At 68.7% G+C, this 26,990-nt stretch carries 27 protein-coding genes and 1 pseudogene; 17 read left to right on the top strand and 11 right to left on the bottom strand.

Annotated elements, in window-relative coordinates; translation table 11 throughout:
* Window positions 1–834 (bottom strand): annotated as a pseudogene (locus tag AD72_RS20535) (hypothetical protein); the annotation flags it as partial.
* Between the two features lie 141 nt (window positions 835–975).
* Between AD72_RS20535 and AD72_RS20540 the strand changes: the two are divergent.
* Window positions 976–1,464 (top strand): inorganic diphosphatase, encoded by a 489-nt coding sequence (locus AD72_RS20540; protein ID WP_031468158.1) that lies wholly within the window; start codon window positions 976–978, stop codon window positions 1,462–1,464.
* A 49-nt stretch (window positions 1,465–1,513) separates the two neighbouring features.
* On the opposite strand, the gene AD72_RS20545 is transcribed toward AD72_RS20540, so the two are convergent.
* Complete coding sequence (locus AD72_RS20545; RefSeq protein WP_031468159.1) at window positions 1,514–2,044, bottom strand: MarR family winged helix-turn-helix transcriptional regulator; 531 nt, start codon at window positions 2,042–2,044, stop codon at window positions 1,514–1,516.
* A gap of 113 nt (window positions 2,045–2,157) precedes the next feature.
* Between AD72_RS20545 and AD72_RS20550 the strand changes: the two genes are divergently transcribed.
* Window positions 2,158–4,659, top strand: a complete 2,502-nt coding sequence (locus tag AD72_RS20550; protein ID WP_051898832.1) for a COR domain-containing protein — start codon at window positions 2,158–2,160, stop codon at window positions 4,657–4,659.
* Here AD72_RS20550 and AD72_RS20555 read toward each other — a convergent pair.
* Window positions 4,626–5,051: a nuclear transport factor 2 family protein gene (locus tag AD72_RS20555; RefSeq protein ID WP_082469069.1), complete on the bottom strand. Its 426-nt coding sequence runs from the start codon at window positions 5,049–5,051 to the stop codon at window positions 4,626–4,628. The genes AD72_RS20550 and AD72_RS20555 overlap by 34 nt on opposite strands.
* Window positions 5,052–5,105: 54 nt before the next feature.
* Between AD72_RS20555 and AD72_RS20560 the strand changes: the two genes are divergently transcribed.
* The 10 genes from AD72_RS20560 (at window position 5,106) to AD72_RS36725 (ending at window position 12,372) form a co-directional block, all read left to right on the top strand.
* Window positions 5,106–5,687, top strand: a complete 582-nt coding sequence (locus AD72_RS20560) for a TetR/AcrR family transcriptional regulator (protein WP_031468162.1) — start codon at window positions 5,106–5,108, stop codon at window positions 5,685–5,687.
* A gap of 34 nt (window positions 5,688–5,721) precedes the next feature.
* On the top strand, window positions 5,722–6,534 hold the full coding sequence (locus tag AD72_RS20565) for an NAD(P)H-binding protein (protein WP_031468163.1): 813 nt from the start codon (window positions 5,722–5,724) through the stop codon (window positions 6,532–6,534).
* A 60-nt stretch (window positions 6,535–6,594) separates the two neighbouring features.
* On the top strand, window positions 6,595–7,050 hold the full coding sequence (locus tag AD72_RS20570; protein WP_031468164.1) for a universal stress protein: 456 nt from the start codon (window positions 6,595–6,597) through the stop codon (window positions 7,048–7,050).
* Window positions 7,047–8,030, top strand: a complete 984-nt coding sequence (locus tag AD72_RS20575; protein WP_037346725.1) for an adenylate/guanylate cyclase domain-containing protein — start codon at window positions 7,047–7,049, stop codon at window positions 8,028–8,030. The genes AD72_RS20570 and AD72_RS20575 overlap by 4 nt, the downstream gene beginning before the upstream one ends.
* A 76-nt stretch (window positions 8,031–8,106) precedes the next feature.
* Window positions 8,107–9,393: a hypothetical protein gene (locus tag AD72_RS20580; protein WP_031468166.1), complete on the top strand. Its 1,287-nt coding sequence runs from the start codon at window positions 8,107–8,109 to the stop codon at window positions 9,391–9,393.
* 334 nt (window positions 9,394–9,727) lie between these two features.
* Window positions 9,728–10,057 carry a hypothetical protein gene (locus AD72_RS20585; RefSeq protein ID WP_031468167.1) on the top strand — a complete coding sequence of 110 codons (330 nt, stop codon included), beginning with the start codon at window positions 9,728–9,730 and terminating at the stop codon, window positions 10,055–10,057.
* Window positions 10,058–10,078: 21 nt separating this feature from the next.
* A complete protein-coding gene (locus AD72_RS36720; protein WP_051898833.1) occupies window positions 10,079–11,164 on the top strand; it encodes an NlpC/P60 family protein in 1,086 nt (361 codons plus the stop codon).
* Between the two features lie 9 nt (window positions 11,165–11,173).
* Window positions 11,174–11,566: a YbaB/EbfC family nucleoid-associated protein gene (locus AD72_RS20595; protein ID WP_051898834.1), complete on the top strand. Its 393-nt coding sequence runs from the start codon at window positions 11,174–11,176 to the stop codon at window positions 11,564–11,566.
* Window positions 11,563–12,138 (top strand): hypothetical protein, encoded by a 576-nt coding sequence (locus AD72_RS20600; protein ID WP_031468170.1) that lies wholly within the window; start codon window positions 11,563–11,565, stop codon window positions 12,136–12,138. The genes AD72_RS20595 and AD72_RS20600 overlap by 4 nt, the downstream gene beginning before the upstream one ends.
* Before the next feature lie 69 nt (window positions 12,139–12,207).
* Window positions 12,208–12,372: a hypothetical protein gene (locus tag AD72_RS36725; protein WP_156365300.1), complete on the top strand. Its 165-nt coding sequence runs from the start codon at window positions 12,208–12,210 to the stop codon at window positions 12,370–12,372.
* On the opposite strand, the gene AD72_RS20605 is transcribed toward AD72_RS36725, so the two are convergent.
* Window positions 12,347–13,552 (bottom strand): MFS transporter, encoded by a 1,206-nt coding sequence (locus AD72_RS20605; protein WP_051898835.1) that lies wholly within the window; start codon window positions 13,550–13,552, stop codon window positions 12,347–12,349. The two genes, AD72_RS36725 and AD72_RS20605, sit on opposite strands and share 26 nt — an antisense overlap.
* An 87-nt stretch (window positions 13,553–13,639) precedes the next feature.
* Window positions 13,640–14,746 (bottom strand): adenosine deaminase, encoded by a 1,107-nt coding sequence (locus AD72_RS20610; protein WP_031468172.1) that lies wholly within the window; start codon window positions 14,744–14,746, stop codon window positions 13,640–13,642.
* Between the two features lie 277 nt (window positions 14,747–15,023).
* Between AD72_RS20610 and AD72_RS20615 the strand changes: the two genes are divergently transcribed.
* On the top strand, window positions 15,024–16,193 hold the full coding sequence (locus AD72_RS20615; protein ID WP_197285029.1) for a coiled-coil domain-containing protein: 1,170 nt from the start codon (window positions 15,024–15,026) through the stop codon (window positions 16,191–16,193).
* Between the two features lie 79 nt (window positions 16,194–16,272).
* Here AD72_RS20615 and AD72_RS20620 read toward each other — a convergent pair whose 3' ends face one another.
* The 6 genes from AD72_RS20620 to AD72_RS20645 all read right to left on the bottom strand — a co-directional run bounded on the left by AD72_RS20620 (window position 16,273) and on the right by AD72_RS20645 (window position 23,072).
* Window positions 16,273–17,553, bottom strand: coding sequence for a thymidine phosphorylase (locus AD72_RS20620; RefSeq protein WP_031468174.1), 1,281 nt, complete (start codon window positions 17,551–17,553; stop codon window positions 16,273–16,275).
* 4 nt (window positions 17,554–17,557) lie between these two features.
* Window positions 17,558–17,950 carry a cytidine deaminase gene (locus tag AD72_RS20625; protein WP_031468175.1) on the bottom strand — a complete coding sequence of 131 codons (393 nt, stop codon included), beginning with the start codon at window positions 17,948–17,950 and terminating at the stop codon, window positions 17,558–17,560.
* Window positions 17,951–17,952: 2 nt separating this feature from the next.
* Window positions 17,953–19,218, bottom strand: a complete 1,266-nt coding sequence (locus AD72_RS20630; protein ID WP_031468176.1) for an ABC transporter permease — start codon at window positions 19,216–19,218, stop codon at window positions 17,953–17,955.
* Window positions 19,219–19,294: 76 nt separating this feature from the next.
* Window positions 19,295–20,365: an ABC transporter permease gene (locus AD72_RS20635; RefSeq protein ID WP_031468177.1), complete on the bottom strand. Its 1,071-nt coding sequence runs from the start codon at window positions 20,363–20,365 to the stop codon at window positions 19,295–19,297.
* Window positions 20,362–21,918, bottom strand: a complete 1,557-nt coding sequence (locus tag AD72_RS20640; protein WP_031468178.1) for an ABC transporter ATP-binding protein — start codon at window positions 21,916–21,918, stop codon at window positions 20,362–20,364. Before AD72_RS20640 ends, AD72_RS20635 begins: the two co-directional genes overlap by 4 nt.
* On the bottom strand, window positions 21,915–23,072 hold the full coding sequence (locus AD72_RS20645) for a BMP family lipoprotein (RefSeq protein ID WP_031468179.1): 1,158 nt from the start codon (window positions 23,070–23,072) through the stop codon (window positions 21,915–21,917). Before AD72_RS20645 ends, AD72_RS20640 begins: the two co-directional genes overlap by 4 nt.
* A gap of 363 nt (window positions 23,073–23,435) precedes the next feature.
* Here AD72_RS20645 and sdhC point away from each other — a divergent pair, with 363 nt between their 5' ends.
* The 4 genes from sdhC to AD72_RS20665 are packed head-to-tail and all read left to right on the top strand — an operon-like array spanning window position 23,436 to window position 26,836.
* A complete protein-coding gene (gene sdhC, locus AD72_RS20650) occupies window positions 23,436–23,864 on the top strand; it encodes a succinate dehydrogenase, cytochrome b556 subunit (RefSeq protein ID WP_020496142.1) in 429 nt (142 codons plus the stop codon).
* 5 nt (window positions 23,865–23,869) lie between these two features.
* The gene (locus tag AD72_RS20655; protein WP_020496141.1) at window positions 23,870–24,286 is read left to right on the top strand and encodes a succinate dehydrogenase hydrophobic membrane anchor subunit; all 417 of its coding nucleotides are present in this window, start codon (window positions 23,870–23,872) and stop codon (window positions 24,284–24,286) included.
* 28 nt (window positions 24,287–24,314) lie between these two features.
* A complete protein-coding gene (gene sdhA, locus AD72_RS20660; protein ID WP_031468180.1) occupies window positions 24,315–26,069 on the top strand; it encodes a succinate dehydrogenase flavoprotein subunit in 1,755 nt (584 codons plus the stop codon).
* Complete coding sequence (locus AD72_RS20665) at window positions 26,069–26,836, top strand: succinate dehydrogenase iron-sulfur subunit (protein WP_031468181.1); 768 nt, start codon at window positions 26,069–26,071, stop codon at window positions 26,834–26,836. The genes sdhA and AD72_RS20665 overlap by 1 nt, the downstream gene beginning before the upstream one ends.
* Window positions 26,837–26,990: the final 154 nt, after the last annotated feature.

Below are 26,990 nucleotides of genomic sequence, written 5' to 3' on the forward strand. Positions count from 1 at the left end.
CTGCCGCTGGACCGCGATCGGCTCGGGCGGCGCATCGGTACCCCGCAGGGCACTCGGCAGCGGCACCCCGATGCGGTCGGCGAGCCCGGGAACCCCGACCAGCGCCCCGGCCGCGAGCAGGATCACCACCACGACGGCCGCGGTGATGACCAGGCCGCGTTTGCGGCGCTTCGGTTTCGGCCGGTCCTGCTCGGGTTCCCAGTCCTCGGCGTGGTCCTCGGGGTGGTCGTGATCCCCCTCGTGTTCGTCCCGGGGCTCCTCGGCGGCTTCGCCCGCCGGTTCGATGCGCACCGGCATGGCGCGCTCGGTCGGCAGGTACCGGTCCTCGTCCTCCTCGGGCAGCGGCAGCATCCGCGTCGGCCCCTCGACCGGGTTCGGCACATCCCGCGGCTGCGGTTCGGGCCGTGGTGGTTCGGGCCGCGGTGGTTCCGGCGGCCGCGGGGCGTACCTCGGCGGCTCGTTCCCGGGCAGTTCGTGCCTGCGTGGTTCCGGCCTGGATGGTTCGACCGGGCGCACGGCCGCATCGGTCGGCGGGTCCTCGTAACCGGGCTCGTCGTACCCGGGCTCCTCGTGCCCGGGTTCCTCGAGGTTCCGGACCGGTTCGAGCACCGAGGTCACCTCGCCGGGGCGCGGACCGGGCTCCTCGTCCGGTTCCTCCTCCCGGTCCCCCTCCGCGGTGATCGCGGGAAACACCGTTGTGGACTCGCCGACGGTTTCGGCCTGCCCGGCCGGTTCCCGGTCCTCGTCCTGCCTGTCGGGCTCGCCGTCCACGTCCTCGTCGACCTGCGGCCACAACGGCGGCTGCTCGTCTTTGCCCGGTTGCTCGTCGGTCACCCGACCACCTTTACATCCTTGCCCGGTTCGGCGTCTGCCGCGCTCATGGTTCAGACTAGAGCGTCACATCGACAACACAGCGACGTGTTGACCGAACATCAGCGTTGGCGCATCGTTTCGCGCCGGGAGCGAGGACATTCCGTGGAGTTCGACGCCACTATCGAGATCCCCCGAGGGGAGCGCAACAAGTACGAGCTCGACCACGAGACTGGTCGCATCAAGCTCGACCGCACCCTGTTCACCGCGACGCAGTACCCGGCGGACTACGGGTTCATCGACGACACCCTCGGCCAGGACGGCGACCCGCTCGACGTGCTCGTGATCGTGCAGGAACCCACCTTCCCCGGCTGCCTGATCCGCTGCCGCGCGATCGGCATGTTCCGGATGACCGACGAGAAGGGCCCGGACGACAAGGTGCTCGCGGTGCCCACCGATGACCCGCGCCAGGAGCACCTGCGCGACATCCACCACCTCAACGAGTTCCACCGGCTGGAGATCCAGCACTTCTTCGAGGTGTACAAGGACCTGGAGCCGGCCAAGAGCGTCGAGGGCGCGAACTGGGTCGGCCGCGCCGAGGCCGAGGCCGAGATCAAGGCCTCGCTGGACCGCGCGAAGAACGCCGGACACTGAGCGAACCCGTCCGGGGCACCCGCGCCACGCGTGCCCCGGACGGACCGGTTCAGCGCCCCTCGGCCTGCTGGTTCACCTGCTGGACGAACGCCTCGAGCAGTTCGGGCATGCGCTGCTCGTAGTCCGCGGTGAACTGGTCGAACAGCTCGGCGAACCGCTCGCGCTGCGCCTGCGGCCAGTGCGCGACCACGCTCGCGATGCTGCGGTTGCGCCGCTCGCGGTGTTGCTCGAGCAGTTCGATGCCCTGCGCGGTGATCCCGAGCATGCTCACCCGCCCGTCACTGGGATCGGCCCGGCGTTCGACGAGGCCGTTCGTGACGAGACCGGCGACCTGCCTGCTCACCGTGGACTGGTCCACGAACACCAGCTCAGCCAGCGCGCTCGACCGGCAGGGCCCGTTCTTGGCCAGCTCGATCAGCAGCATGAACGCCGATCGCTCCAGTCCGCCGTTCGCGCTCGCCTTGGCCTGCGCGGCAGCCGACATCCGGCCGAGTCTCGCCATCGCCATCCCGATCGAGTCGGCGAGGCGCAGCTCCTCCTCGGTGGGCCCCGGAGCTCCGGAGGACTCGGCGAAGGTCATGCTCACAACCAATCCATGCGGGTCGCAACTACTTGTATGTACCAAGTATTGCTTCCGGAGTTCGGAACAGACAACGTGACCTCGCTCGCAACGGCCGCTACGCTCACCTGATCATGGGCAGCGCAGAGGACGAGGCGACCCGCCGCATCGAACGGGCCCTTGCCTCCAGGGACACCCGCCTGGACCTCTCCGGGCTTGGCCTGTACGAGCTGCCCGCCCGCCTGCGCCAGCTCACCCACCTGCGGGTGCTCAACGTCCGGTTCAACTCGCTGGCCGCGCTTCCCGAGTGGTTCACCGGCCTGCGCGAACTCGAAGTGCTGCACGCCAATGGCAACGAGCTGACCACCCTGCCGGATTCACTCGCCGAACTGCCGATGCTGACCGTGCTCGGGGTGCACGACAACCCGATCCTCAGCCCGCCACCGGAGATCACCGCTGCGGGTTCGGACTCGGTGCTCGAATTCCTGCGAGCCAGGGCCAAGGGCAGCACCGCGCAATGGGTGTCCAAGCTGATGGTGGTCGGCGAGGGCGGGGTCGGCAAGACCTCCCTGGTGCGCGCGCTCGCCGAGCAGCCACACGATCCGCACGAACCGTCCACGCACGGCCTGCGCATCGAACGCCTGGAGGTGGACCACCCGTTCCTCCCGGAGATCCAGATGCGGCTGTCCGCGTGGGATTTCGGCGGCCAGCAGATCTACCACGCCACCCACCAGTTCTTCCTCACCAACCGCTCACTGTTCCTGCTGCTGTGGAATTCCCGGCTCGGCTGGGAACAGGGCAAGCTGCGCTACTGGCTGGACATCATCACCGCGCGCGCACCGGAATCCCCGGTGCTGCTGGTCGCCACGCACACCGAGCACCGCGAGCCCGATCTTCCGCTGGACGAACTGCGCGCCGAATATCCCAATCTGCGCGCGCATTTCGCCGTGGACAACGCCTCCAGGACGGGCATTCCGCAACTGCACGAGCAGATCGCCGAACTGGCCGCGCGGCTGCCGCTGATGGGTTCGGAGTGGCCGACCAACTGGTTGCGCGCGGCCAACGCGGTGCGCGAGGCACCCGAACGCACCGCGGCCTACCGGCACGTGACCCCGACCCGGTTGTGGTCGATCATGACCGAGGCAGGGGTCACCGATCCCGCCCACCAGCACTACATCGCCACCGCGCTACACCAGCTCGGCGAGATCCTCTACTACGACCAGGACCCGGAACTCTCGCAAACCGTTGTGCTGCAGCCGGAATGGGTCAACGAGTACATCAGCAAGGTGCTCGACAGCCCGGAGGTCGCCGCGCGCAAGGGAGTGCTGTCCCGGCGCCATCTCGGGCAGTTGTGGGCCGATCTGGACATCGGCATGCGCGAGCATTTCCTTGGCATGATGGACAAGTACGACCTGTCCTACCGGATCGACGACGCCGAGGATGTGAGCCTCGTCGTCGAACGGCTGCCCTGGTCCGCGCCGGACTACGCGGCGCTGTGGGAGGAACTGGGCGAGCAGACCCAGATCCGGGTGCGCTATCAGCTCAACACCATGCCGCCGGGGATCCCGACCTGGTTCATCGCGCGCTCGCACCGGTTCTCCACCGGCATCCACTGGCGCACCGGCGCGCTGCTGCGGCACACCGACCGCCGCCATCTCGCCCTGCTGCGCGCGCACACCGGGCGCAACACCGTCGAGCTGACCGTGCGCGGGCCCATGCCGCTGGCGTTCTTCTCCATTCTCGACGAGGGCCTCAACCGCACCCTCGAACGGTTCCCCGGGCTGCACATCTCCCGGCGCATCCCGTGCCCCTGCCAGGACGGCACCGGGCGCGCCTGCGATGAGCTCTACGAGTACGAGGATCTCGTGCACCGGCTCACCCGCGATCCACCGCGCGAGGAGATCGAGTGCCACAAGACCGGGGAGTTCGTGAACGTGCGCGAACTGCTGCTCGGCCTCGCCCCTTCCGAGCACGAGCGGGAGAGCACCCGGCTGGACCGCATCGAGGCCAAACTCGACCAGCTGCGCGAGAACGGGGAATACAACCAGCTGGAATTCCTGCGGCTGCGCCGGATCATGCAGCACCAACAGGAAACCCGCTGCCCGAGCGTGTTCGCGATCGTGCCCGCCAAGCGGCGCAAGCTGTTCGCCACCGCCTACGAGCTGCACCTGTACTGCGAGCAGCCGGGCGCCTGGCACCGGCTGCCCGAACCCGAGGGCTGTTATCCGGTCTCCGAACCCGCGGAGTGGCTACGGAGATTCGGCCCCTATCTGAGCACCCTGTTGCGCGTGCTCAAACACGTCGCCCCGCTCGCGGGCCCGATCCTCGGCATGACCGTGGACCAGCTGGACGAGAGCCTCAAGGCGGACTGCGAGTTCATGAAGGAACTCATGCAGCAGGTGCCGGTCGAGCTCCCCGAATCCGGCCCGGCCGCCGCGTACCCGGAAACCGAGCCCGCCGCGCACGCCGCGACCGACGCGGATTTCCGCGCCCTGCTCGCCATGCTCACCGAGCTCGATCCCGCGCAGCGCTGGGGCGGGCTGAGCAGGCACACCACCCCGGAGGGGCTCACCCTGTACCTGTGCCCGCACCACCTCACCGCCTACGAACCCGCGACCAGCTCCGCGGGTGAGTAACCCAGGATTTCCATGCCCTGCAAGGGACTCCAGTAGTCCCGCCAGTGCGCGATCCGCCCGTCCCGGACGGTCAGCACGTTCACATACCGCAGCACATAAGGCTTTCCGGTCGCGGTGACCACCCCGTGCGCCGCGTACTCCGCGATCGCCACATCCGGATCGGTGGTCTCGTGCACCACGAGATCCGCGAACTCCCGGTGCTCCAGCGGCGCCTCGCGCACCGCGGTGACATAGGCCCGGATCTCCTCGCGGCCGGTGATCACCCGCGGCACCCCGGGCGGGGCGAAGGGCAGTTCATGCACCCCGTCCTCGGCGAACAGGTCCACGAACCCGTCCATGTCCTTGGCGAGGAACAGCGGGAAAAGCTTCTCGAACATCTCGACTGGTTTCATGAAACCAACGTACAACGAAACTGATGATTCAGGCAACGCTCGTACAATGAACTCATGGGACAGCACTCCCCGGACACCACACGGGCCGCACAGCGCAGGGAGACCGAACAGCGCATCCTCGACGTGGCAAGGGAAGCATTCGCCGAACTCGGCTACGACCGGGCAACGGTGCGGGCGATCGCCGAGGCCTCCGGCGTGAACCCGGGACTTGTCATGCACTACTACGGCAGCAAACAGCGGCTGTTCCGGACCGCCACCGCCGAACCACCGGACCCGGCACCGGGCGAACCGCCGGAGGACCCCGGCGAACGCTGGCTCGCCGCGCTGCGCGAGAAGCTGGCAAGCGAACCCACGGCCACCCTCGCCATGCTGCGCTCGATGCTCACCCATCCCGATGCCCAGGACGAGGTGCGCGAGTCGATGCGCGCCCAGCAGCGTGAACTGGCCGCGGAACTGGACGCCGCGGACGCGCTGCTGCGCACCGGACTGCTCGGGGCGCTCACCCTCGGCGTGCTCGTCTCCCGCTATCTGCTGCGCCTGGACGGGATGCCGGAGGCCGATCCGGACACGCTGCTCGACCTGCTCCGGCCCTGCGTGGATTCCCTCAACGGCAAGACACCCGGCGAGAAATCATAGGCGCGAGCCGCCCGAAATCCGGAGAATCGCCGCCATGACGATCCTGGTGACCGGCGCGACCGGCAATATCGGACGAATCCTGGTGGACAAACTCATCGAACAGGGCGCGGAGAACATCCGGGCGCTGACCAAGAACCCGCGCAAGGCCGCGCTCCCCGACGGTGTCGAGGTGGCCGAGGGGTACCTGCGCGAACCGGAGACCCTGCCGAAGGCGTTCGCGGGCGTGGAGCGGATGTATCTCGCCCCGACCCCGGACACGGTCACCGAGGTCCTGGCGCTCGCCCGCGCCGCCGGGATCGGGCACATCGTGGACCTCTCCGGGGAGAAGGACGGCTGGTGGGGCACGGTCACCCTGGCCGTCGAGGAGTCCGGGATCCCGTGGACCCACCTGTCGCCCGGCGACTTCATGGAGAACACGACCATCTGGGCCGAACAGATCAACCGCCTCGGCGAGGTGCGCGAGCCGTATCCGGACGGTTCCAGTGCCCCCATCGCGATGGCGGACATCGCCGAGGTCGCCGCGACGGCGCTGCTCGGCGAAGGACACCTCGGCGAGTCCTACCCGCTGACCGGGCCGGAGACCCTGCGCCGCACCGAACTGCTCGAGCACATCGGCGCGGCGCTCGGCAGGCGGATCCCGTTCGTGACCGCGAGCTCCGCGGAGACCGCCGAGGCACTGCGCCCGGTCATGGGCGAGCAGTCCGAGTGGTACGTGCAGAACATCCTGGACGACTTCGTGGCCGGGGCCGTCGGCGTGCACAACGACACCTTCACCCGGGTGACCGGGAAACCAGGGACCCGGTTCGGGGACTGGGCCCTGGCCAACGCCGAGAAGTTCCGCGGATGAACGCGAGCCCGATTTCCGGTACGGTCCACACCACCTACCCACCAGTATCAGGAGATCGCGATGGGGACCTACGGGACCGTACTCGTCGGAACGGACGGCTCCGATTCGTCGTACCGCGCCGTGGACAGGGCAGCCGAGATTGCCAGGGACACCTCGGCGAAGCTGGTCGTCGTGTGCGCCTACTACCCGGCGAGCAAGCGCGAGGTGGACGCGGCGGCCGATGAACTCGGCGACATCGCCTACCAGGTCGTCGGCTCCACCCCGGCGGAGGAGACCCTGCGCACCGCGAGCGAGCGGGCCACCGCGCAGGGGGCCGCCGACATCGTGACCGACGCGGTCGTCGGGGAACCGGTGAAGACACTGATCGAGGCGGTCGAGCGGCACAAGGCGAACCTGCTCGTGACCGGGAACCGGGGCCTGAACACCCTCGCCGGGCGCATCCTCGGTTCGGTGCCCGCCAACGTCACCCGGCAGGCGCCCGCCGACGTGCTGATCGTGCACACCACGGGCCGGTGACCGGGAACGAGGCCGAGCCGGACGACCGGGCGGAACTCGTCGGCGAACTCGAGAACACCCTGCTCGGCGGGCAGCGCCGGTACACCAGGGGCGAGGTCGCCGAGCTGAGCGGGCTCGATCCGGAACGCACCCGCAGGCTCTGGGTGGCGATGGGGTTCCCCGCCGCGGGTGACCAGGACCGGATCTTCACCGACGGGGATGTCACCGCGGCCCGGCTGCTCGGCAAGCTCGTCGAGTTCGGCGCCCTGGACTCCGAGGCGGAGCTGGCCATGGCCCGCACCCTCGGCCAGTCGCTTTCCCGGCTCGCCGAATGGCAGACAAGGGACATCACCGCGCGGATCGGTGAACTCGCCGCGAACGAGCAGGAAGCCCTGGAACTGGCCGTCGGGCTGCTGCCACTGATCGAGGAACTCATGTCCTACGTGTGGCGCAGGCACGTGGCCTCGGCAGCGGGCCGGGTGGTCGGTTCCGCCGAAGGACAGGACCGCCAGGACAAGACGGTCGGGTTCGCCGACATGGTCGGTTACACCAGCACCACCCGCAGGCTGCGCGCCACCGAGCTCTCCGCGCTGCTCGAGCGCTTCGAGGAGGACGCGAGCGAGATCATCGCGACCCGGCGCGGCCAGATCGTCAAGCAAGTGGGGGACGAGATCATGTTCACCGCCGACGATCCGGGCGACGCCGCCGAGATCGCGCTGGCCCTGTGCGCCGAGGACCGCCCGGAGCGGGGACTTCCCGAACTGCGTGTCGGGCTCGCCGCGGGGGACGTGCTGCTGCGCTACGGGGACGTGTTCGGTTCGGTGGTCAACCTGGCCGCGCGGCTCACCACGACGGCGCACCCTTCCTCGGTGCTCGTGGACGCCACGCTGGCCGAACGCCTCTCCGGGGACCCCCGGTTCGCGCTGCGGCAGCTGCGTCCGGTCTCCGTGCGCGGCTACCGGCACCTGCGCCCCTGGGTGCTGCGCGTGAACCGTGGGTGAGCCGCGTGCGCGGGCACCGTGGCGATGCCGATAGTGTGTGCGTTGTCCCCGCGCAGCCGACCAGGAGAGCGGTTACATGGCGTCCGACATTGTGCCGATCGAACTCGGCCTGCCCCAAGGTGATCTCGTCACCCTGTGGGCCCCGCGGTGGCGGGAGGACGGCGAGGAATGGGAGGCCTTCCTCGGCGACGAGGACGACCTCTACGGCTTCGAGAACCCCGCCCAGCTGGCGGCCTTCGTCCGTACCGTTCCCTCGCACGATCTGGCCGACCACCCAGCCTGGCACGTGGTAGCCGGCCTCGCGGCCAGCGAACTCGTGCCCGATGACGACCACTCCTACGACCTCGTCGGAGTGCCCGAGCTCGTGGCGGAGAACCCCGACTCGTGGACCATCTCCGAGCTGGACGAGATCGTCGGGATGGTGCGTTCCATCGCCGAGGTCTGCGAGCTGGAGAAGACCGAGGAAGTGCTCGGCTCGACCCAGGGATTCCGGCTGCTGCATCAGGGCACCCTGCCGTTCACCGGCAAGGACGGGCAGCGCGTCTGGGAGGAGCTCTGCGAGGTCGTCGCCGAGCGCTGGGACGAGGTGCTCGACGAGATCGACGAGATCGTCTCGGTCCCCGGCGTGGACGCCGCGGCCGTCGCCAAGGCGGACGAGGAGCTCGCCGCCTACTCCGCCGAGGTCAACGACGACGAGGACGAAGAGGACGAAGCCGGTCTCGTCGGTGTGGACAGCGACGACATCGACAGCGAAGAGGAAACCGCCACTCCGGCCCTCGGCAGCGAGGACGAGGAGGAGGAACCCGGCTTCTGGGCCGAGATCGGTATCGATCCGATCAAGATCATCGCCGACGGCACCGAGTACTACACCCTGCGCTGCTACCTCGACGACAAGCCGATCTTCCTCGGCTCCGAGGGCCGCATCGACGTGTTCGGCTCGCCGCGCGCCCTGGTCCGCCACATCGCCGGTGGCGAGGCCGCCGAATCCGGCTCGGCCCTCACCGAGGTCGCCACCTGGAGCGAGGTCGCCACCAAGGCCACCGCGGGTGAGCTCGAGGTGGAGGTCGACGAGGAGAACACCTACGTGCTCACCGGGATCGCCGAGGACATCGCCGAGGGCCCGGACGCGATCGACCCCAACCAGCTCGACCTCGCCGTCGAACTGTTCGGGGACGCGGCGCAGTGGGCCGGGGACGACTCGGTGGACGAGGCGCTGGCGCCCGCGGAGAGCCTCGGCTGGTTCATCTCCTTCGTGCTGCGCCCCGACCCGACCAGGCTGGCCCCCAGCGAGCCCTACACCGACGAGGAAGCTGCCTGGCGCGAGCTCGCCCAGAACTTCGAAGAGCGCCTCCGCACCCACTGAATTCCTGTTGCCGGCGGGCCTGAGTGGTGGGTCCGGTAGCGGAACCTCCGGCGCCACCTCGCTCCGGGATCGGCCTCCTCGTGTATCCCCCATACACCACGTCGGCGCTGTCCTCGGGAGGCGAAGCCGGAGAACCCGCCGCGGTGCCGGTTGCTTGGTGGCGAAGGCGCTACGCCGTCAAACCCGACGGTCCGAACCCCCTGATCGGTCGTCTCTCGCGCGCTGCTTTGCCGTTTCGGCACCGTTCGAGGAAAATATGCGCCATCATTCCTCTTGAACGGAACCGTGGCCGGAGCCGCCGCGTCCGAGGATTGGCCGACGAACGGGGAGCACGGTGGAGAACATCAGGGCGGATCTGAACGAACTCGGGAGCTATTCCTCGAAGGCTTCCGGGCTCTCCGAGCACATCGGCTCGATCGCGGGCAAGCACCTCGCCGATCAGCACATCGGCGCGGACATGCTCGGTGACCTCGGCGAGGAGTCCGGGCTGCACGGCAGGATCTCCGCGCACATCGGCTCGTTGCACGGCGCGACGAACACGGCCTCGAGTTACGTGCAGAGCCTGGGGCACGCGGTCTCCGGGGCGCACGGCGACTACCAGTCCGACGCCGAGGCGCACAAGGCCACCTTCGACAAGATCCGCAACGAGCAGCTGGGACAGTAGACCGAGGGGGAAGGCCAGGCGATGGGCGACATCAACGTCGAGTCCTACATGGGGCCGCTCAACACGGCCGTGCAGAAGCTGACCATCAACGAGGGCGCGGCAGGCAAGGTGCAGGGCAGCCTGAGCAGCGCCTCCTCCGCGCTGGACGACAGTGCCGCACAGGCCAAGGGGGACGCGGGCAAGCTGCGTTCGGAGTGGTCCGGCGGCAAGGGCACCACCTTCGAGGGCAAGGCGGGACCCGCGCCCAAGGAGCTGGAGCAGGCGAGCGCGGACGCGAAGAAGATCGCCGACATGGTCGGCAACGCCACCGCGAAGCTCAAGGCCGCCCAGCAGGAGGTGCAGCAGCTGCGCGACGAGTTCCGGCAGAAGGCGCAGGCCATCGCGGACGTGGCCAACGCCGCCAAGGACAATCCCAGCCTGCAACAGCAGGCCACCGGGATGCTCGAGCAGATGAAGGCCCAGTACGCGCAGGCCGCCGCCAAGATCGTGGCCGCGGCCAAGGGCGCGCTGTCCGAGGGCGGGGGCAACGCGGGCGGGACCACCACCGCGAGCGCCGGGCCCAGCAACGCGGGCAGCATCGGCTCCAGCGGTGGTGGAAGCGGGGGCACCGGCGGGGGCGGTGGCGGCGGTGGAGCAGGAGGAACCACCCCCTCCTCCGGGAAGGCCGAGTTCGTCGAACCGCCCAAGAACAACTACAACGACGGCACCAAGAAGGTGCAGCTGCCCGGCGGCAAGGAGGTCGAGGCGCCGAACGAGCGTGCGGCCGCCGCGGTGCGCGCCGCGCTCAGCCGCAAGGGACTGCCGTACGTGTGGGGCGGCACCAACCCGACCAAGGGCATGGACTGCTCCGGGCTGACCCAGTGGTCCTACGGCCAGGCCGGGATCAAGATCCCGCGCACCGCGGCCAGCCAGACCGTCGGGCAGAAGGTCGACCCGAAGGACATGCAGCCCGGCGATCTGCTCATCTGGACCGGGCACGTGGCGATGTACATCGGTGACGGGCAGATCATCGAGGAACCGCAGCCCGGGGAGAACTGCCACATCCGGCCGGTGCGCATGACGAACGCGGGCGAGAAGATGCTCGGCGTGTTCCGGCCCGCGGCGTAAGGTCGGCGCATGAACTTCGCGGAGTTCTCCCGCGCCGCGCAACACCAGCGCGAGCAGCGTGTGTACGAGCACAGCGAACGGGTCAAGGAATCGGTCGCCGGCTCCGGCCCGCTGACCGGTTCGGCGAGCAGCGCGGACGGAACGGTCACCGTCGAGGTCGCCGCGGGCGGGCTGCTGCGCGGGGTGCGGATCTCCCCGCAGGCACTCACCAGGGGCGCACCCGCGCTGCGGGCGAGCATCCTCACCGCGGCGAAGAAGGCGACCGCGCGGGCCAACCACCGCGCCCAGCAGGCGTTCGCCAAGGCGATGGGCGAGCCGGGCGCGGACACCGCCCGCCGGCTCGGGCTCGGCTACGATCCCGCGCTGCTCGAGGACGAGGAACCACCGAGGAGCTGGCGGTGACCGGACCGAACGAACCGAACGGGCCGCGTCCCGGAATGCGCCCGGACGCGATGGGGTATCTGCCGAACGGGCGCCCCACCACCGAACGGCTGGTGCAGGACGCAGAGGAACGCCTGGAGCGGGCCGAGAAGCTGCCCGAGGCGCTCACCTCCATCCGGGGCTGGGCGGTCAACGAGCCGGAGACGATCACGGTCACCGTGAACAACCTCGGCGAACTGGTGGACATCGACATCGCCGAGATCGTGCTCACCGCCGACCCCACGGCGATCGGCGAGCAGATCGTGCGGCTCGCCGCCGAGGCACACCGCGCTGCGCAGGCCGAAGGGCTCGGCGTGCTCGCCCCGGTCGTCGGCGATGCGCAGGTCCTCGAACTGGCGCGGGAAGCGGGACTGGCCGAGCGCATCGAGCCGGACGCCCCCGTGGTCGCACACGAGGACGGCATCCTCACCCCGGGTTCCGCGCTGGAGCCGGAACCGGTTCACAGCGATACATCCGCTCCGGGACGAGACTGGCAGGAAGACGAGGACGACATCAGCCAGTTCGACTTCTCCAGATTCCGCTCCGATCGCTGAACGCGACCTCGACCGCCGAAACCTGGCACAATCACCGCCACCACGCGCAACGGATGGATGTGGGCAACGATGACCGAACCCAGCACGCCGGAGACCCCGCGGCCGCCCGCCGAGTTCACCGACGACACCCCGACTCCCCCGAGCGGGCTGTCCATCGAGGCACGGCAGTGGCAGCAGGACGACCAGGAAGACGTGCGCGAGCTCGACTTCAACCAGTTCCGGACCGACCGCTGACCGGTTCCGGATCGGCCGTCATCCGCTCCCCGGAGACCGGGGTGACCACGATCGCGAGCAGCGGGAACGCGGTGGCGATCACGAACGCCATGCCATAGCCCGTCGCGCCGATCAGCGCGCCGAGCAGCGGCGGGGTCAGCGCGGCGGAGACGTTCTGCGCCGCGTTCTGCGTGCCGAGCGCCCGGCCCGCCCAGTCCGGGCCCGCCAGCTCGGCGACCGAGGCGAACGCCAGCCCGTTGTCCGCGACGGTGAGCACCGCGCCCAATCCGAGCGCGAGGATCGCCAGCCACGGGGTCCAGGCGTCCCCGAGCGCGAACAGCAGCAGCACCCCCGCGCTGGCCACGGCGAGCAGCCGCATCGGGCGCAGCCGGGACCCGGCCCGATCCGACCACCAGCCCGCACCGATCCGGCCGAACGCGCCCGCCAGCTGGAAGCCGGCCACCACCACCCCGGCGAACTGCGGGGCCCAGCCGTCCGCACGCACCAGGTACTCCAGCGCGAAGGCCGAGATCGCGAACTGCGGCACCACGAGCAGGGTGCTCGCCGCGTGCAGCCGGGCGAGCACCGGCGAACCGCGATAGGGCGAGCGGGACCGCCGGACCCGCCGCGTGCCCGCCGGACGGGCCGGGTCCCGCGCGAACACCGCGACGAGCGCCGCACCCAGCACCGAGAACAGCGCGGGGAACACCAGCGCGAGGCGGAACCCCCAGGCCGCGCCCAGCATCGGGAGCCCGAGCGAGGCGAGCGCGGCACCCACCGGCTGCGCGGTCTGGCGCAGCGCCATCGCCCTGCCCCGCTCGTCCGCGGCGAACCAGCCGAGCACCAGCTTGCCGCTGGCCGCGTTCACCGAGGCCGCCGCGGCACCCGCGACTCCGAGCAGCACGGTGAGCGCGGTCAGCCCGTGCACCGCGGCGGCCACGTACAGCACCAGCAGCCCGGAAACACCGAGCCCCAGGGCGAGCGGGTACCGCTCACCGAACCGATCCACGACCGCTCCCCAGGGGATCAGCCCGATGGTCAGCCCGGCGAGCGGGGCCGCGGCCACCACACCGGCCCCGGAAAGCGCGAGCCCCTCCTGCGAACGCAGCGCGGGGATCAGCGAGGGCATCCCGTAGAGGAACGAACAGCTCCCGACCTGGGCGAACCACCCGAGGCCGAGCATCAGCCAGCGATTACGCATCACGTCTCATATCTCAGGAACGGACTCCTGCCATATGGACGTTAGTGAGCAGGGCTCAGTAACCGCAACCTCCGTCCCAGCGAGTGGTCAGCCCTCGTGCCAGGTCAGTGCCGCGTAGCCGGGTTTGATCTGGTTATTGATGATCTCGAGCCGGTCGTCGAATCCGATGAAGGCCGATTTCATCGCATTCACCGTGAACCACTGAAGATCACTGAGCGTATAACCGAACGTGTCGGCGAGCTTGCGCATTTCGGAGGTCATCGTGCAGTGGCTCATCAAACGATTGTCCGTATTCACGGTGACCCGGAAACGAAGCGCGGAAAGCAGTTTGATCGGGTGCTCCTCGATCGAATTCGCCGCCCCGGTCTGCACATTCGAGGAGGGGCACATCTCCAGCGGGATTCGCCGGTCCCGCACGTAGGAGGCGAGCCTGCCCAGCTGGGCCGATCCGTCCCCGGCGGCCTTGATGTCGTCCATGATCCGCACCCCGTGCCCGAGCCGTTCGGCACCGCAGTGCTGGATGGCCTCCCAGATCGAGGGCAGCCCGAAGCCCTCACCCGCGTGGATGGTGAAGTGCGCGTTCTGCTGGCGCAGGTACTCGAAGGCGTCCAGGTTGCGGGTGGGCGGGAACCCGGCCTCCGGGCCCGCGATGTCGAACCCGACCACCCCGGAGTCCCGGTAGCGCACCGCGAGCTCGGCGATCTCCAGCGAGCGCGCGTTCTGCCGCATCGCGCACAGCAGGGTGCCGATCCGGATCCGGTGGCCGCCCTCGGCCGCCTCGCGCACCCCCTCGGCGAACCCGGCCTGCACCGCCTCCACGATCTGCTCGAGCCGCATACCCTGCTCGGTGAACAGTTCCGGCGCGTACCGGATCTCGGCGTAGACGATGCCGTCCGCCGCGTAGTCCAGCACGCACTCCTTGGCCACCCGGCGCACCGCCTCCTCGTGCTGCATGACGCCGACGGTGTGCACGAAGGTCTCGAGATACCGTTCGAGGGAACCCGAGTCGGCGGACTCGCGGAACCACGCGCCGAGCGCGTCCGCCTCCTGCGCAGGCAGTCCGGGGTAGCCGAACTGGTCGGCGAGTTCGATGATGGTGCCCGGCCGGGGTCCTCCGTCAAGGTGATCGTGCAGGAGAACTTTGGGGGCCGCGAGGATCTGCTCGTCGCTCGGACGATTCACTGGGTCGATCATGGGCCAACCTTACGCAATGCGACGGTAGCGGTACCATGACATCGGGTGGTCTTCACCAGCAAAAAAGCGCGCACGGCGAGTAGTTTCCGGCGATCGCGCACACCCTGCGTGTGCATGTATTGGGTACTAATCGAATGCTCATCCCGCGAACTGATGATATCGATTCCACTTGCCTGACAGACAATAGCGAACCCGGTGAAAAGCGCTCGCGGAATGGTGGCTAGGCTCGCGGCATCAATCAGCACGCACTCCCCAAGCCCGACCCTAGGTGGTTGCCGTGAACGAGATCACCCAGTCGACGATGTCTTTCGACAGGATGCGCACGATGTTGGTGCGCGCTGCCGAAATTCGGGAAAGCGAGCAGCAGCAGATCTTCGACACGCTCGACGAGATCCACGGCAAGCTCTCCTCTCTCGACTCGATCGGCGCCATCCGCAAGCGCATCTCCGAGCTGCCCGACCGCACCGAGATGAGCGTGCTCGCCGAGCGGCTCGACGAGACCGTGGCCAAGCTGGAGGCGAACGACACCGCCGTCGCCTCGCTGTCCCGCTCGGTCGAAGCGATCGTGGACAAGCTGGCCAAGCCCTTCGCCCAGCTGGACGGGCGCCTCGACGGCGTCGCCGGACGGTTCGAGGGCGTCGCGGGGCGGATGGACGGCCTCGAGGACAAGCTCTCCAACATTCACCGCAGGCTCGACGAGCTCGAACTGCACCTGGACAAGCAGGACAACAAAACCGACGGTCTGCCGCGCGAGATCAACGGCAACATCAAGGACCGGTTCGAGAACTTCGAGTCCAATCTCCAGGGCAAGTTCACCGATCTGGACTCCTCGGTGCGGGACACCGTCACCACGATGTCGAACAGCATCTCGGAAAGCCGCGAGGAACTGAACTCCATGCGCAGCGACCTGAGCGGGAAGATCAGCTCGGGTACCGAGGAACTGCAGGGCGCCATCGCCGAGACCACCGATGTACTGCACGGCAAGCTCGCCGAGAACCACGCCGCGGCGACCGACACCACGCAGATGGAACTGCTCGGTGAGCGGATCGAGGCACTCGCCGGTGCCATCGAGTCGATCACCTCGCGGCTGGACACCGTGGAGTCCGACCTCGGCTCCCGGGTCACCGGGCTCTCCAGCGAACTGCGCACCGAGATCGCCGGGGTCAAGGACACCGTGGAGACCCGTCCGGACGCGGAATCCCTGGATGCCCTGGTGCGCAAGGCCAACAACGAGTCCGAGCAGCGGAACGCGGGCCAGTTGGACGAGGCCATGGCCACCTTCGCCGAGCTGATCCTCGGCGGCGGAGCGGCGAACCTGCCCGCGGCCACTCCCTCGCTGCCCAAGCAGGCCGCCCGCAGGCGCACCTCGAAGGCGCGTACCAACGGGAACGGCAACACCAACGGGAACGGCAACGGCAACAAGGAGCCGGAAGACGAGTCGGTCTGAATTCCCCTTGCAGGAACCTGAAACGGGCCCCCGCTCACTGAGCGGGGGCCCGTTTTTCCGTTGCCCGGCTTTCGGTTGATCAGCCGCGCAGCACGTCGATGATCAACGGACGCGGTTCGGGCTCGGTCGCGGTGACGGTGACCGCGCCCTCGAGCTCGGCAAGCGCCGGTTCGATGGCCTCTTCGGTGTCGGTGTGCAGCCAGGCGAGCGGTTCACCGGCACGCACCCACGCACCGCGCTTGGCGTTCAGCACGATCCCGGCCGCGTGCTGCACCGGATCCTCCTTGCGGGTCCGGCCCGCGCCGAGCCGCCAGGCCGCGACCCCGAAGGAGTACGCGTCCAGTTCGGCGAGGTAGCCGTCCGCCGGTGCGGTCAGCTCGCGCACGTGGGCCGCGGCGGGCAGCGGCGCGTCGGGATCCCCGTCCTGGGCGCGCAGCATCGCCCGCCAGGTCTGGTACGCCGCCCCGGAGGCGAGCACCCCGGCCGGGTCGGCGGAGAGCCCGGCCAGCCGCAGCATCTCCTCGGCGAGCACCGTGGTCAGCTCCACCACGTCGGCGGGCCCGCCGCCGCGCAGCACCTCGACCGACTCGGCGACCTCCACGGCGTTCCCGATCGCGTAACCGATCGGGGCGGACATATCGCTGAGCACCGCGGTGGTGCGCACCCCGGAGGCGGCGCCGATGGAGACCAGGGTCTCGGCCAGCTCGCGCGCCCGCGGCAGGTCCTTCATGAACGCGCCCGAACCGACCTTCACATCCAGCACGAGCGCCGAGGTGCCTTCGGCGATCTTCTTGCTCATGATCGAGCTGGCGATCAGCGGAATGGATTCCACGGTCGCGGTGACATCGCGCAGCGCGTAGAGCTTGCGGTCCGCGGGAGCCAGGGTCGGGGTGGCCGCGGCGACCACCGCGCCGATCTCGGCGAGCTGACTCGCGATCTCGGCCGCGGAAAGGCCCGCCCGCCAGCCGGGCACCGACTCCAGCTTGTCCAGGGTGCCGCCGGTGTGCCCGAGTCCCCTCCCGGACAGCTGTGGAACCGCCGCACCGCAGTGCGCGAGCAGCGGGCCGAGCGGGAGCGTGATCTTGTCCCCCACTCCCCCGGTGGAATGCTTGTCCACCAAAGGTTTCACCAGTTTGGGCAAGCTCAGCCGTTCCCCGCTGTCCACCATCGCCGCGGTCCAGCGCGCGGTCTCGGCCGCGGTCATCCCGTTCAGGTAGATCGCCATCGCCAGCGCGGACATCTGCTCCTCGGCGACCACTCCCCTGGTGTAGGCATCGACGATCCAGTCGATCCGGTCCGGGGAGAGCTCGCCGCCGTCTCGTTTCTCGCGAATGATCTCGACGGCGGTGAACGGTTCCATCTACTCACTCCGGTAGGTGTTCGGGGCCAAAGGCGTACGGCAGGATCCGGGCCACGGTGACGATCCCGTCCGGGGCATCCACCAGGCAGTCGGGTCCGCCGTGTTCGTAGAGCAGCTGGCGGCACCGGCCGCAGGGCATCAGCAGCTGCCCGTCCCCGCCCCGGCAGGCGAACGCGGTGAGCCGCCCGCCGCCGGTCATCCGCAGCTGCCCCACGAGCGTGCACTCCGCGCACAGCGCGAGGCCGTAGGAGGCGTTCTCCACATTGCAGCCGGTGATGATCCGGCCATCGCCGACCACCGCGGCCGCTCCCACGGCGAGCCCGGAATAGGGCGCGTAGGACCGCGCGGTGGCCTCGATCGCCTTGGCGCGCAACAGCTCCCAGTCGATCCCGGCCACCCTCAGCCACCTCTGCCGCGTTGATAGATGAACCCGTCCGCGGCGGGCATCCGCAATCGCTGCGCGGAGACCGCGAGCACCGCGAGGGTCACGAAGTGCGGCGTGTAGGGCAGCAGCTCGCTCGGGATCTCGTCCACCGCCCAGTAGAACCAGTAGAGCAGCCCCGCGCAGGCACCGGCGATCACACAGGCCAGCCACTTGCGCTGGAGCAGCTTCCACACCGCGATCGCGCCGATGAGCAGCACCACCCCGTACACCAGCGCCATCACGATCTTGGGCCCGGTGGTCAGCTGCAGCCCGTCGGTGTAGCCGAACAGCGCCGAACCGGCGAGCAGCCCGCCCGGTTTCCAGTTCCCGAAGATCATCGCGGCGAGGCCGATGTATCCGCGGCCGTCGGTCTGCCCTTCCAGATAACCCGAACCACCCCGGTTGAGCACCAGGGTCGCCCCGCCGATCCCGGCGAGCGCCCCGGAGGCGATCACCGCGACGTACTTGTGCAGATAGACCCGCACCCCGAGGGATTCGGCGGCGACCGGGTTCTCCCCGCAGGAGCGCAACCGCAGGCCGAACCTACTGCGCCAGAGCACCAGATAGGTGATCGGCACCAGCGCGAGACAGAGCATGGTCAGCGGGGAGACCCCGGTGATCAGCCCGTGCACGATCCCGGCGAGATCCGAGATACCGAACCAGTTCTTGTTCTCCAGCCCCTCCAGCCAGGGGCCGATCCCCACCGAGGAATAGGTGTCGAACTTGGGCACCAGCGGGGATTCCCGCGGGTTGTTCGAGATCGGCTGGAAGATCAGCGTGGACAGGTACTTCGTCACGCCCTGGCCGAGCAGGTTGAGCGCGACACCGGAGACGATGTGGTTCACCCCGAAGGTCACCGTGGCCACCGCGTGCAGCAGGCCACCGAGCGCGCCGAACACCGCGGCGGCGAGCAGGCCGATCCACGGCCCGGCGAAATAACCGCCCCAGGCCGCGCCCCAGGTCCCGAAGATCATCATGCCCTCGAGGCCGATGTTGATCACCCCGGAGCGTTCCGCCCACACCCCGCCGAGCCCGGCGAGCAGGATCGGCAGCGCCCGCAGCAGCCCGTTCTGCACGGTGTTGGTCGAGGTGAGATCGACCGCGTTGGTCAGGTACTCGGCGAGGAACACCGCGAGCAGCGAGACCACGACCCAGATCAGCGAGGTGGTGCCGCGCGGCATCCGGCGGTTCGGCTGCTCGAGCGGAGCCGTGGCGGGAGCGGGCGGACTGAGCAGGCTCATGCCTCGCCTCCTCGCCCGGTCCGCTCCTCGCTCGCGAGGGCTCGCTGCGATGCTCCCGCGCTCGTCGTCTTCGGGCTCATGCCACACCTCCGGCCGTCTTACCGGAGAGGAACTCCGTACCGACCTGTTGCTGCTGGGTCTTGAGCTCCCTGCGCCGGAAGATCTCGTACGCGACGACCACGGAGAGCACGATCACCCCCTGCATGATGGTGACGATCTCCCGGGAAACCCCGATGTTGTCCAGGGAGACCGCCGACTTGTCCAAAAAGGACCACAGCAGCGCGCCGATCGCGATCCCGGTCGGCGAGTTGCGCCCGATCAGCGCGACCGCGATCCCGGTGAACCCGTATCCCTGAGGCGCGTTGATGCCGTAGGAGAAATCCCGGCCGAGCAGTTCGGGCATCGCGATCAGCCCGGCGACCGCCCCGGAGAGCAGCATCGCGATCAGCACCATCCGGCGGGCGTTCACCCCACCGGCCGCGGCCGCGGTCGCCGATTCCCCCGAGGCCTGCAGTTCGAAACCGAACCTGGTGCGCCCCAGCATGAACCAGTATCCGACACCGAGCAGTACCGCGAGGAAGACCAGCCCGAACAGGGTGCCCGCCGAGCCGAGCGGGATACCGGGCACCCGCCCCGATGGCGGGATCGCCGCGGTGGCCAGGTTGTTCCCGCTCTGCACCCCGAACATGTCCGGTTTCACCAGCACTCCGGTGATCCCGGCGACGATCGAGTTGAGCATGATCGTGGAGATCACCTCGCTGACCCCGCGATAAGCCTTGAGCAGCGCGGGAATCAGCGCGTAGAGCGCACCGGCCACCGCCGCGACGAGCAGGATGGTCAGCGTGTGGATACCCGGCGGCAGGTGCACCGAACCGCCGTAGATCGCCGCGACGATCACCGCGAACCGGTACTGGCCCTCGATGCCGATGTTGAACAGGTTCATCTTGAACCCGATCGCGACCGCCAGCCCCGCGATGAAGTACACCGCGCCGGTGTTGATCACGTTCACCGCGGTCTGGCCCTCGCCGACCTGGGTGATCATCGTGGCGAAGGCTGCCACCGGATCGTCCCCGGAGATCAGCAGCGCCACCGAGCACAGCAGCACGGCGAAGATGACCGCGAGGATCGCGGGAAGGATCCGGTTCACGAGGCGGCACCCCCTTCGCGGGCGCCGGTCATCGCGGCGCCGAGTTCCTGTGGGGTCACCGTCGCCGGATCGGCCTCGGCGACCAGTCGTCCGCGCAGCATCACCTGAATGGCGTCGGAGAGCCCGATCAGTTCGTCCAGATCGGCCGAGACGAGCAGCACCGCGAGCCCGGCCGAGCGCGCCGCGCGGATCCGTTCCCAGATCAGTGCCTGGGCACCGACATCCACCCCGCGGGTCGGATGCGCGGCGAGCAGCAGCACCGGATCCTGCGAGAGTTCCCTGCCCACGATCAGCTTCTGCTGATTGCCCCCGGAAAGCGCGGCCGCCTCCACGTTCACCGAAGGCGTGCGCACGTCGTACTCGGCGACGATGCGCTCGGTGTCCCGGCGCGCCCCCGCCGGATCGAGCAGCGCGCCCTTCGCGATCGGCGCGCGCGTCTGATAGCCCAGGATCCGGTTGACCCACAGCGACTGGTGCTCGAGCAGCCCGTGCCGGTTACGGTCCTCGGGAATGTAACCGATGCCGAGTTCCCTGCGGTGCAAGGTGTCCAGCTCGGTCAGCTCGTGCTCGCCGCCGTCCGAACCGCGCATGGTGATGGTGCCCGCGCTCGCCTTGCGCAGGCCCATGATCGTCTCCACGAGCTCGGTCTGACCGTTGCCCTCCACCCCGGCGATACCCAGGATCTCCCCCGCGTGCACCCGGAGGCTCACCCCGTCGAGCAGCTTGCGGGTGCCGTCCTCGCCGAGCAGGTCCAGCCCGGCGCATTCCAGGGTGACGGTCTCGGTCACCGTGCCGTCCTCGGTGCACGGGGAGGGCAGGCTCGCCCCGACCATCATCTCGGCCAGTTCCCTGCTGGAGACGGTGCGCGGATCCGCGGTGCCCACCGACTCGCCCCTGCGGATCACGGTGACCGAATCGGCGATCGAGCGGACCTCGTCCAGCTTGTGCGAGATGAACACGAAGGTGTAGCCGTCCGCGCGCATCCCGCGCACCGTCGCGAACAGTTCCTCCACCTCCTGCGGCACGAGCACCGCGGTCGGCTCGTCCAGGATCACGATCCGCGCGCCCCGGTAGAGCACCTTGAGGATCTCGATGCGCTGCCGGTCGGCCACCCCGAGCCGTTCGACGAGGGTGCCCGGATCGGCGCGCAGCCCGGTCTGTTCGGCGAGCTCGGCGATCCGCGCGCGGGCGCGCCTGCCGATCCCGTGCAGCGCTTCGGCGCCGAGGATCACGTTCTCCGCGACGGTCAGATTGTCCGCGAGCATGAAGTGCTGGTGCACCATGCCGATCCCGGCCGCGATCGCATCGGTGGGGCTGCGGAACCGCACGGGTTTCCCGCTCACCCGGATCGTGCCCTCGTCCGGAGCCTGCATCCCGTAGAGGATCTTCATCAGCGTGGACTTGCCCGCGCCGTTCTCCCCGCAGATCGCGTGCACCTCGCCGCGGCGCACCCGCAGCGACACGTCCGAGTTGGCCACCACACCGGGGAACCGTTTGGTGATCCCCTCGAGTTCGACGGCCGGTTCGGCCTCCTCGCTCCCCTTCTCGGTCACGGCTTGTCCTTGACCTGGATCTTGCCGTCGATGATCTGCTGTTTGTACGCGTCCAGCGGCCCGGTGATGTCGTTGATCTTGCCGCCCGAGCGGGTGTAACCGACCGCCCCGGTGGACAGGTCGAACCGCTTCGGATAACCGCCGAGCTTGTTCGAGGCGAAGGCCGCGAGATAACCGAACACGGCCTGGTCCACCTTCTTGACCATCGAGGTCATGATGATGTCCTTGTCATTGGCCACGGTCGGCTGAAAGTACTGGTCGGAGTCCACCCCGATACCGAGCGCGCCGCCACCGGCCTGCTTGACCGCGTCGAACACGCCCTTCCCGGAGGCGCCCGCCGCGTGGTAGATGACGTCGGCGCCCTTCTGCAGCTGCCCGCTGGCCTTCAGGCTCGCCGTGGAGGGATCGTTGAAGCCGGAGTTGTCCCCGGCCGGTTTGAGGTAGTCGTCCTCGATCCTGATGCCCGGCGCGGCGGCCTTCGCCCCCTGCAGGTAGCCCGCCTCGAAGGCCTGGATCAGCGGGGTGCGCACCCCGCCGACGAAGCCGATGTGGCAGTTCTTGGACTTGTACGCCGCGGCCACCCCGATCAGGAAGGACCCTTGCTCGGAGGCGAACACCAGCGGGTGCACGTTCGGCAGCTTGATCGTGTCGTCGTCCACGATCGCGAACTGGGTGTTCGGGCGCTGCTTCGCGACCGCCTTCAGCGACTCGGCGTAGGAGTAGCCGACGGTGATGATCGGGTTGAAGCCGTCGTCGGCGAGCTGGCGCAGCCGGGACTGGCGCTGGTCCTCGGTCTCGTTCGGCTGCGCGCTGACCTCGCGGCTGTCCTTGACCCCCAGCTTGGCACGCGCCTCCTCGAGGCCACGATAGGCGGCGTCGTTGAACGAGGCGTCCCCGCGCCCGCCGATGTCGTAGGCCAGCCCGACCCGCATCTTCGAGCCGTCCACCCCCGCACCCTGCTCCTGCGAGCTGGTGGCCGCCGCGGGCGCGGCGGGCGGCTGCGGCGCCAGCTTGCAGCCCTGCCCGGTGCTCGAACCACCGCCGGAGGAGGCGCCGGAACCCGGGCCGTTCACGTCCTTGGCACACCCGGCGAGCATCAGCGTGCCCGCGAGCGCGGCGACGCCAAGCGCCCCTAGGCGCCTCCTGTGCTTCATTGCTCGGCTCCCTCGTCACCTGCACTTGACGCGCGAACGGTACCCGGACGAGTGGTGAATTGGGTAACAGCCCGCCGATTCCGTTGCCAATAATTTTCGGATGGAGTACTCATCGTCCACACACGTGCGCACGTCGTGAACGGAGCGCTGCCCGTGTCTCCTCGATCACACGAGCGAGATGCCGTGTTCTCGGTGTTAAGACCCGGGACTAGCATCCGGAAACGTGCTGCTCGCGGTCGATTTGACCGCGCGGCGAACATACGTCCCGACTGTGAAGCGCGAGACGACGATCGAGTCCGGACCCCGCTGCCGGCGGGACCGGGCGAGTGAGGAGTCAAGCAATGGTTTGGAGGGCCCGACACCATGGCCACCAGTGAGGTAACGACCGCGGGCTCGGGAGGCCGCGCGCGGAAGAAGGCGGGCACGCTCTACCGCGGCGACATCGGCATGTGGTCCTGGGTCGCACACCGGATCACCGGGGTCGCGACCTTCCTGTTCCTGTTCGTGCACGTGCTGGACACCGCGCTCGTCCGGGTCTCGCCGAACACCTACGACTCGGTGATCGACACCTACAAGACCCCCCTGGTCAACCTGATGGAGCTCGGGCTGGTCGCCGCGGTGCTCTACCACGCGCTCAACGGCATCCGCGTGATGCTCGTGGACTTCTGGAGCAAGGGCGCGAAGTACCAGCGGCCGATGCTGTGGGCGATCATCGTCATCTGGGTCGTCGTGCTCATCCCCAGCGCGTACTTCATGCTGCGTCACAACGTCGAGAAGATCTTCGGGGCCTGATCACCATGACCACTACACCGAGCGAACTCGCCGCACCACGCACCCAGCGCCGCCCCGCCGCGCGCCGGTCCAACTTCGAGCTCTACAGCTGGCTGTTCATGCGGCTGTCCGGGCTCGTGCTGATCATCCTGGTGCTCGGCCACCTGCTGATCATGAACATCCTCGACGGCGGCGTGCACCGGATCAACTTCGCGTTCGTCGCGGGCCGCTGGTCCTCCCCGTTCTGGCAGTTCTGGGACCTGGCCATGCTCTGGCTCGCCGAGCTGCACGGGACGAACGGCCTGCGCACCGTGATCAACGACTACGCGCGCAAGGAGACCACCCGGTTCTGGCTGAAGATGCTGCTCTACGCCTCCGCGGTGCTGATCATCGCACTCGGCAGCTTCGTGATCTTCACCTTCGACCCGAACATCTCGAACTGATCCCTCGCGGACTACAGGAGCTCCCACCATGCAGGTTCACAAGTACGACGTGGTCATCGTCGGCGCGGGTGGCGCCGGGATGCGGGCCGCCATCGAGGCCGGTCCACGGGCCCGCACCGCGGTGCTCACCAAGCTGTACCCGACGCGTTCGCACACCGGCGCCGCCCAGGGCGGAATGTGCGCGGCACTGGCGAACGTCGAAGAGGACAACTGGGAGTGGCACACCTTCGACACGATCAAGGGCGGCGACTACCTGGTCGATCAGGACGCCGCGGAGATCATGGCCAAGGAAGCCATCGACGCGGTGCTCGATCTGGAGAAGATGGGGCTGCCGTTCAACCGGACCCCGGAAGGCAAGATCGACCAGCGCCGGTTCGGCGGGCACACCCGCGAGCACGGCAAGGCCGCGGTGCGCAGGGCCTGCTATGCGGCCGACCGCACCGGGCACATGATCCTGCAGACGCTCTACCAGAACTGCGTCAAGCACGGCATCCAGTTCTACAACGAGTTCTACGTGCTCGATGTGCTGCTCACCCCGGACGCCGAGGGCAACCCGGTGGCCTCCGGAGTGGTCGCCTACGAGCTGGCCAGCGGCGAGATCCACGTCTTCCACGCGAAGTCGATCGTGTTCGCCTCCGGCGGGGCGGGCAAGATCTTCAAGACCACCTCGAACGCGCACACCCTCACCGGTGACGGGCTCGGCATCATCTTCCGCAACGGCCTCCCGCTCGAGGACATGGAGTTCTTCCAGTTCCACCCGACCGGGCTGGCCGGGCTGGGCATCCTGATCTCCGAGGCGGTCCGCGGCGAGGGCGGCATCCTGCGCAACGCGGACGGCGAACGGTTCATGGAGCGCTACGCCCCGACCATCAAGGACCTCGCCCCGCGCGACATCGTGGCCCGCTCGATGGTCCAGGAAGTGCTCGCCGGGCGCGGCTGCGGACCGGACAAGGACTACGTGGTCCTGGACGTGACCCACCTCGGCGAGGAAGTCCTGGAGTCCAAGCTCCCGGACATCACCGAGTTCTCCCGCACCTACCTCGGCGTGGACCCGGTCAAGGAGCCCGTCCCGGTGTACCCGACCTGCCACTACGTGATGGGCGGTATCCCCACCAACGTCGAGGGCGAGGTCCTGCGGGACAACGAGAACGTGATCCCCGGCCTGTACGCCGCCGGTGAATGCGCCTGCGTCTCGGTGCACGGCTCGAACCGGCTGGGCACCAACTCGCTGCTGGACATCAACGTGTTCGGCCGCCGCGCCGGGATCGCCGCCGCGGAGTACGCGGTCAGCCACGACTTCGTGGAACTGCCCGAGGAAGCCACCAAGACCGTCGACGACCAGCTCGCCCTGCTGCTCTCCGAGCACGGCCACGAGCGGGTCGCCGACATCCGCACCGAGCTGCAGGCCACCATGGACGCCAACGCCTCGGTGTACCGCACCGAGGAGACGCTCAAGCAGGCGCTCAACGATGTGCAGGCGCTCAAGCAGCGCTACGAGCACATCCAGGTGCACGACAAGGGCAAGCGGTTCAACACCGACCTGCTCGAGGCCGTCGAGCTCGGCTTCCTCCTCGAGATCGCCGAGGTACTCGTCGTCGGCGCACTGGCCCGCAAGGAATCCCGCGGCGGGCACGCGCGCGAGGACTACACCAACCGCGACGACACCAACTACATGCGCCACACCATGGCCTACAAGCAGGGCAGCACCCTCGCCGCGGACATTCGCCTGGACTACAAACCGGTGACCCAGACCCGCTACGAACCGATGGAGCGCAAGTACTGATGACCACTACCGAGGCCGCACCGAAACCGGCACCCGTTCCAGAGGGGTCGCGCACCGTCACGCTGAGGATCCAGCGGTTCAACCCCGAGGTGGACGATGCACCGCACTTCGAGACCTACGATGTGCCCGCGCTGCCCACCGACCGGGTGCTCAACCTGCTCTTCTATGTGAAGAACTACCTGGACGGTTCGTTCGCGTTCCGCCGCTCCTGCGCGCACGGGGTGTGTGGTTCGGACGCGATGCGGATCAACGGGGTCAACCGGCTCGCGTGCAAGGTCCTGATGAAGGACATGTTCGCGGCGAACGGGAAGCAGACCACGCTGACCATCGAGCCGATCAAGGGTCTGCCGCTGGAGAAGGACCTCTACGTGGACATGGAGCCCTTCTTCGAGGCCTACCGCGCGATCAAGCCGTACCTGATGACCTACCGCAACGAGCCGACCCGCGAGCGGATCCAGTCGGCCGCGGACCGCGCGCGGTTCGACGACACCACCAAGTGCATCCTGTGCGCCTGCTGCACCACGTCCTGCCCGGTGTACTGGAACGAAGGCTCCTACTTCGGCCCGGCCGCGATCGTCAACGCGCACCGGTTCATCTTCGACTCCCGGGACGAGGGCGCCGAGGAGCGGCTGGACATCCTCAACGACGTCGAGGGTGTCTGGCGCTGCCGGACCACCTTCAACTGCACCGACGCGTGCCCGCGCGGCATCCAGGTCACCAAGGCCATCCAGGAGGTCAAGCGCGCGCTGCTGTTCAAGCGCACCTAGCGGGGAGAGCGATCCGAAACGGGCGTCGTACCGGCCGGTACGGCGCCCGTTTTCCATTTGCCCAGGTAGGACGAATGGAGGACGGGCGATCACTCGGTCAGCCGCTACCGGCCCAGACGACACCGGCGGCACGATGAAGTGACCGGGTGTGACG

The organism is Sciscionella sediminilitoris (assembly GCF_000737195.2).
GTDB lineage: Bacteria > Actinomycetota > Actinomycetes > Mycobacteriales > Pseudonocardiaceae > Sciscionella > Sciscionella sediminilitoris.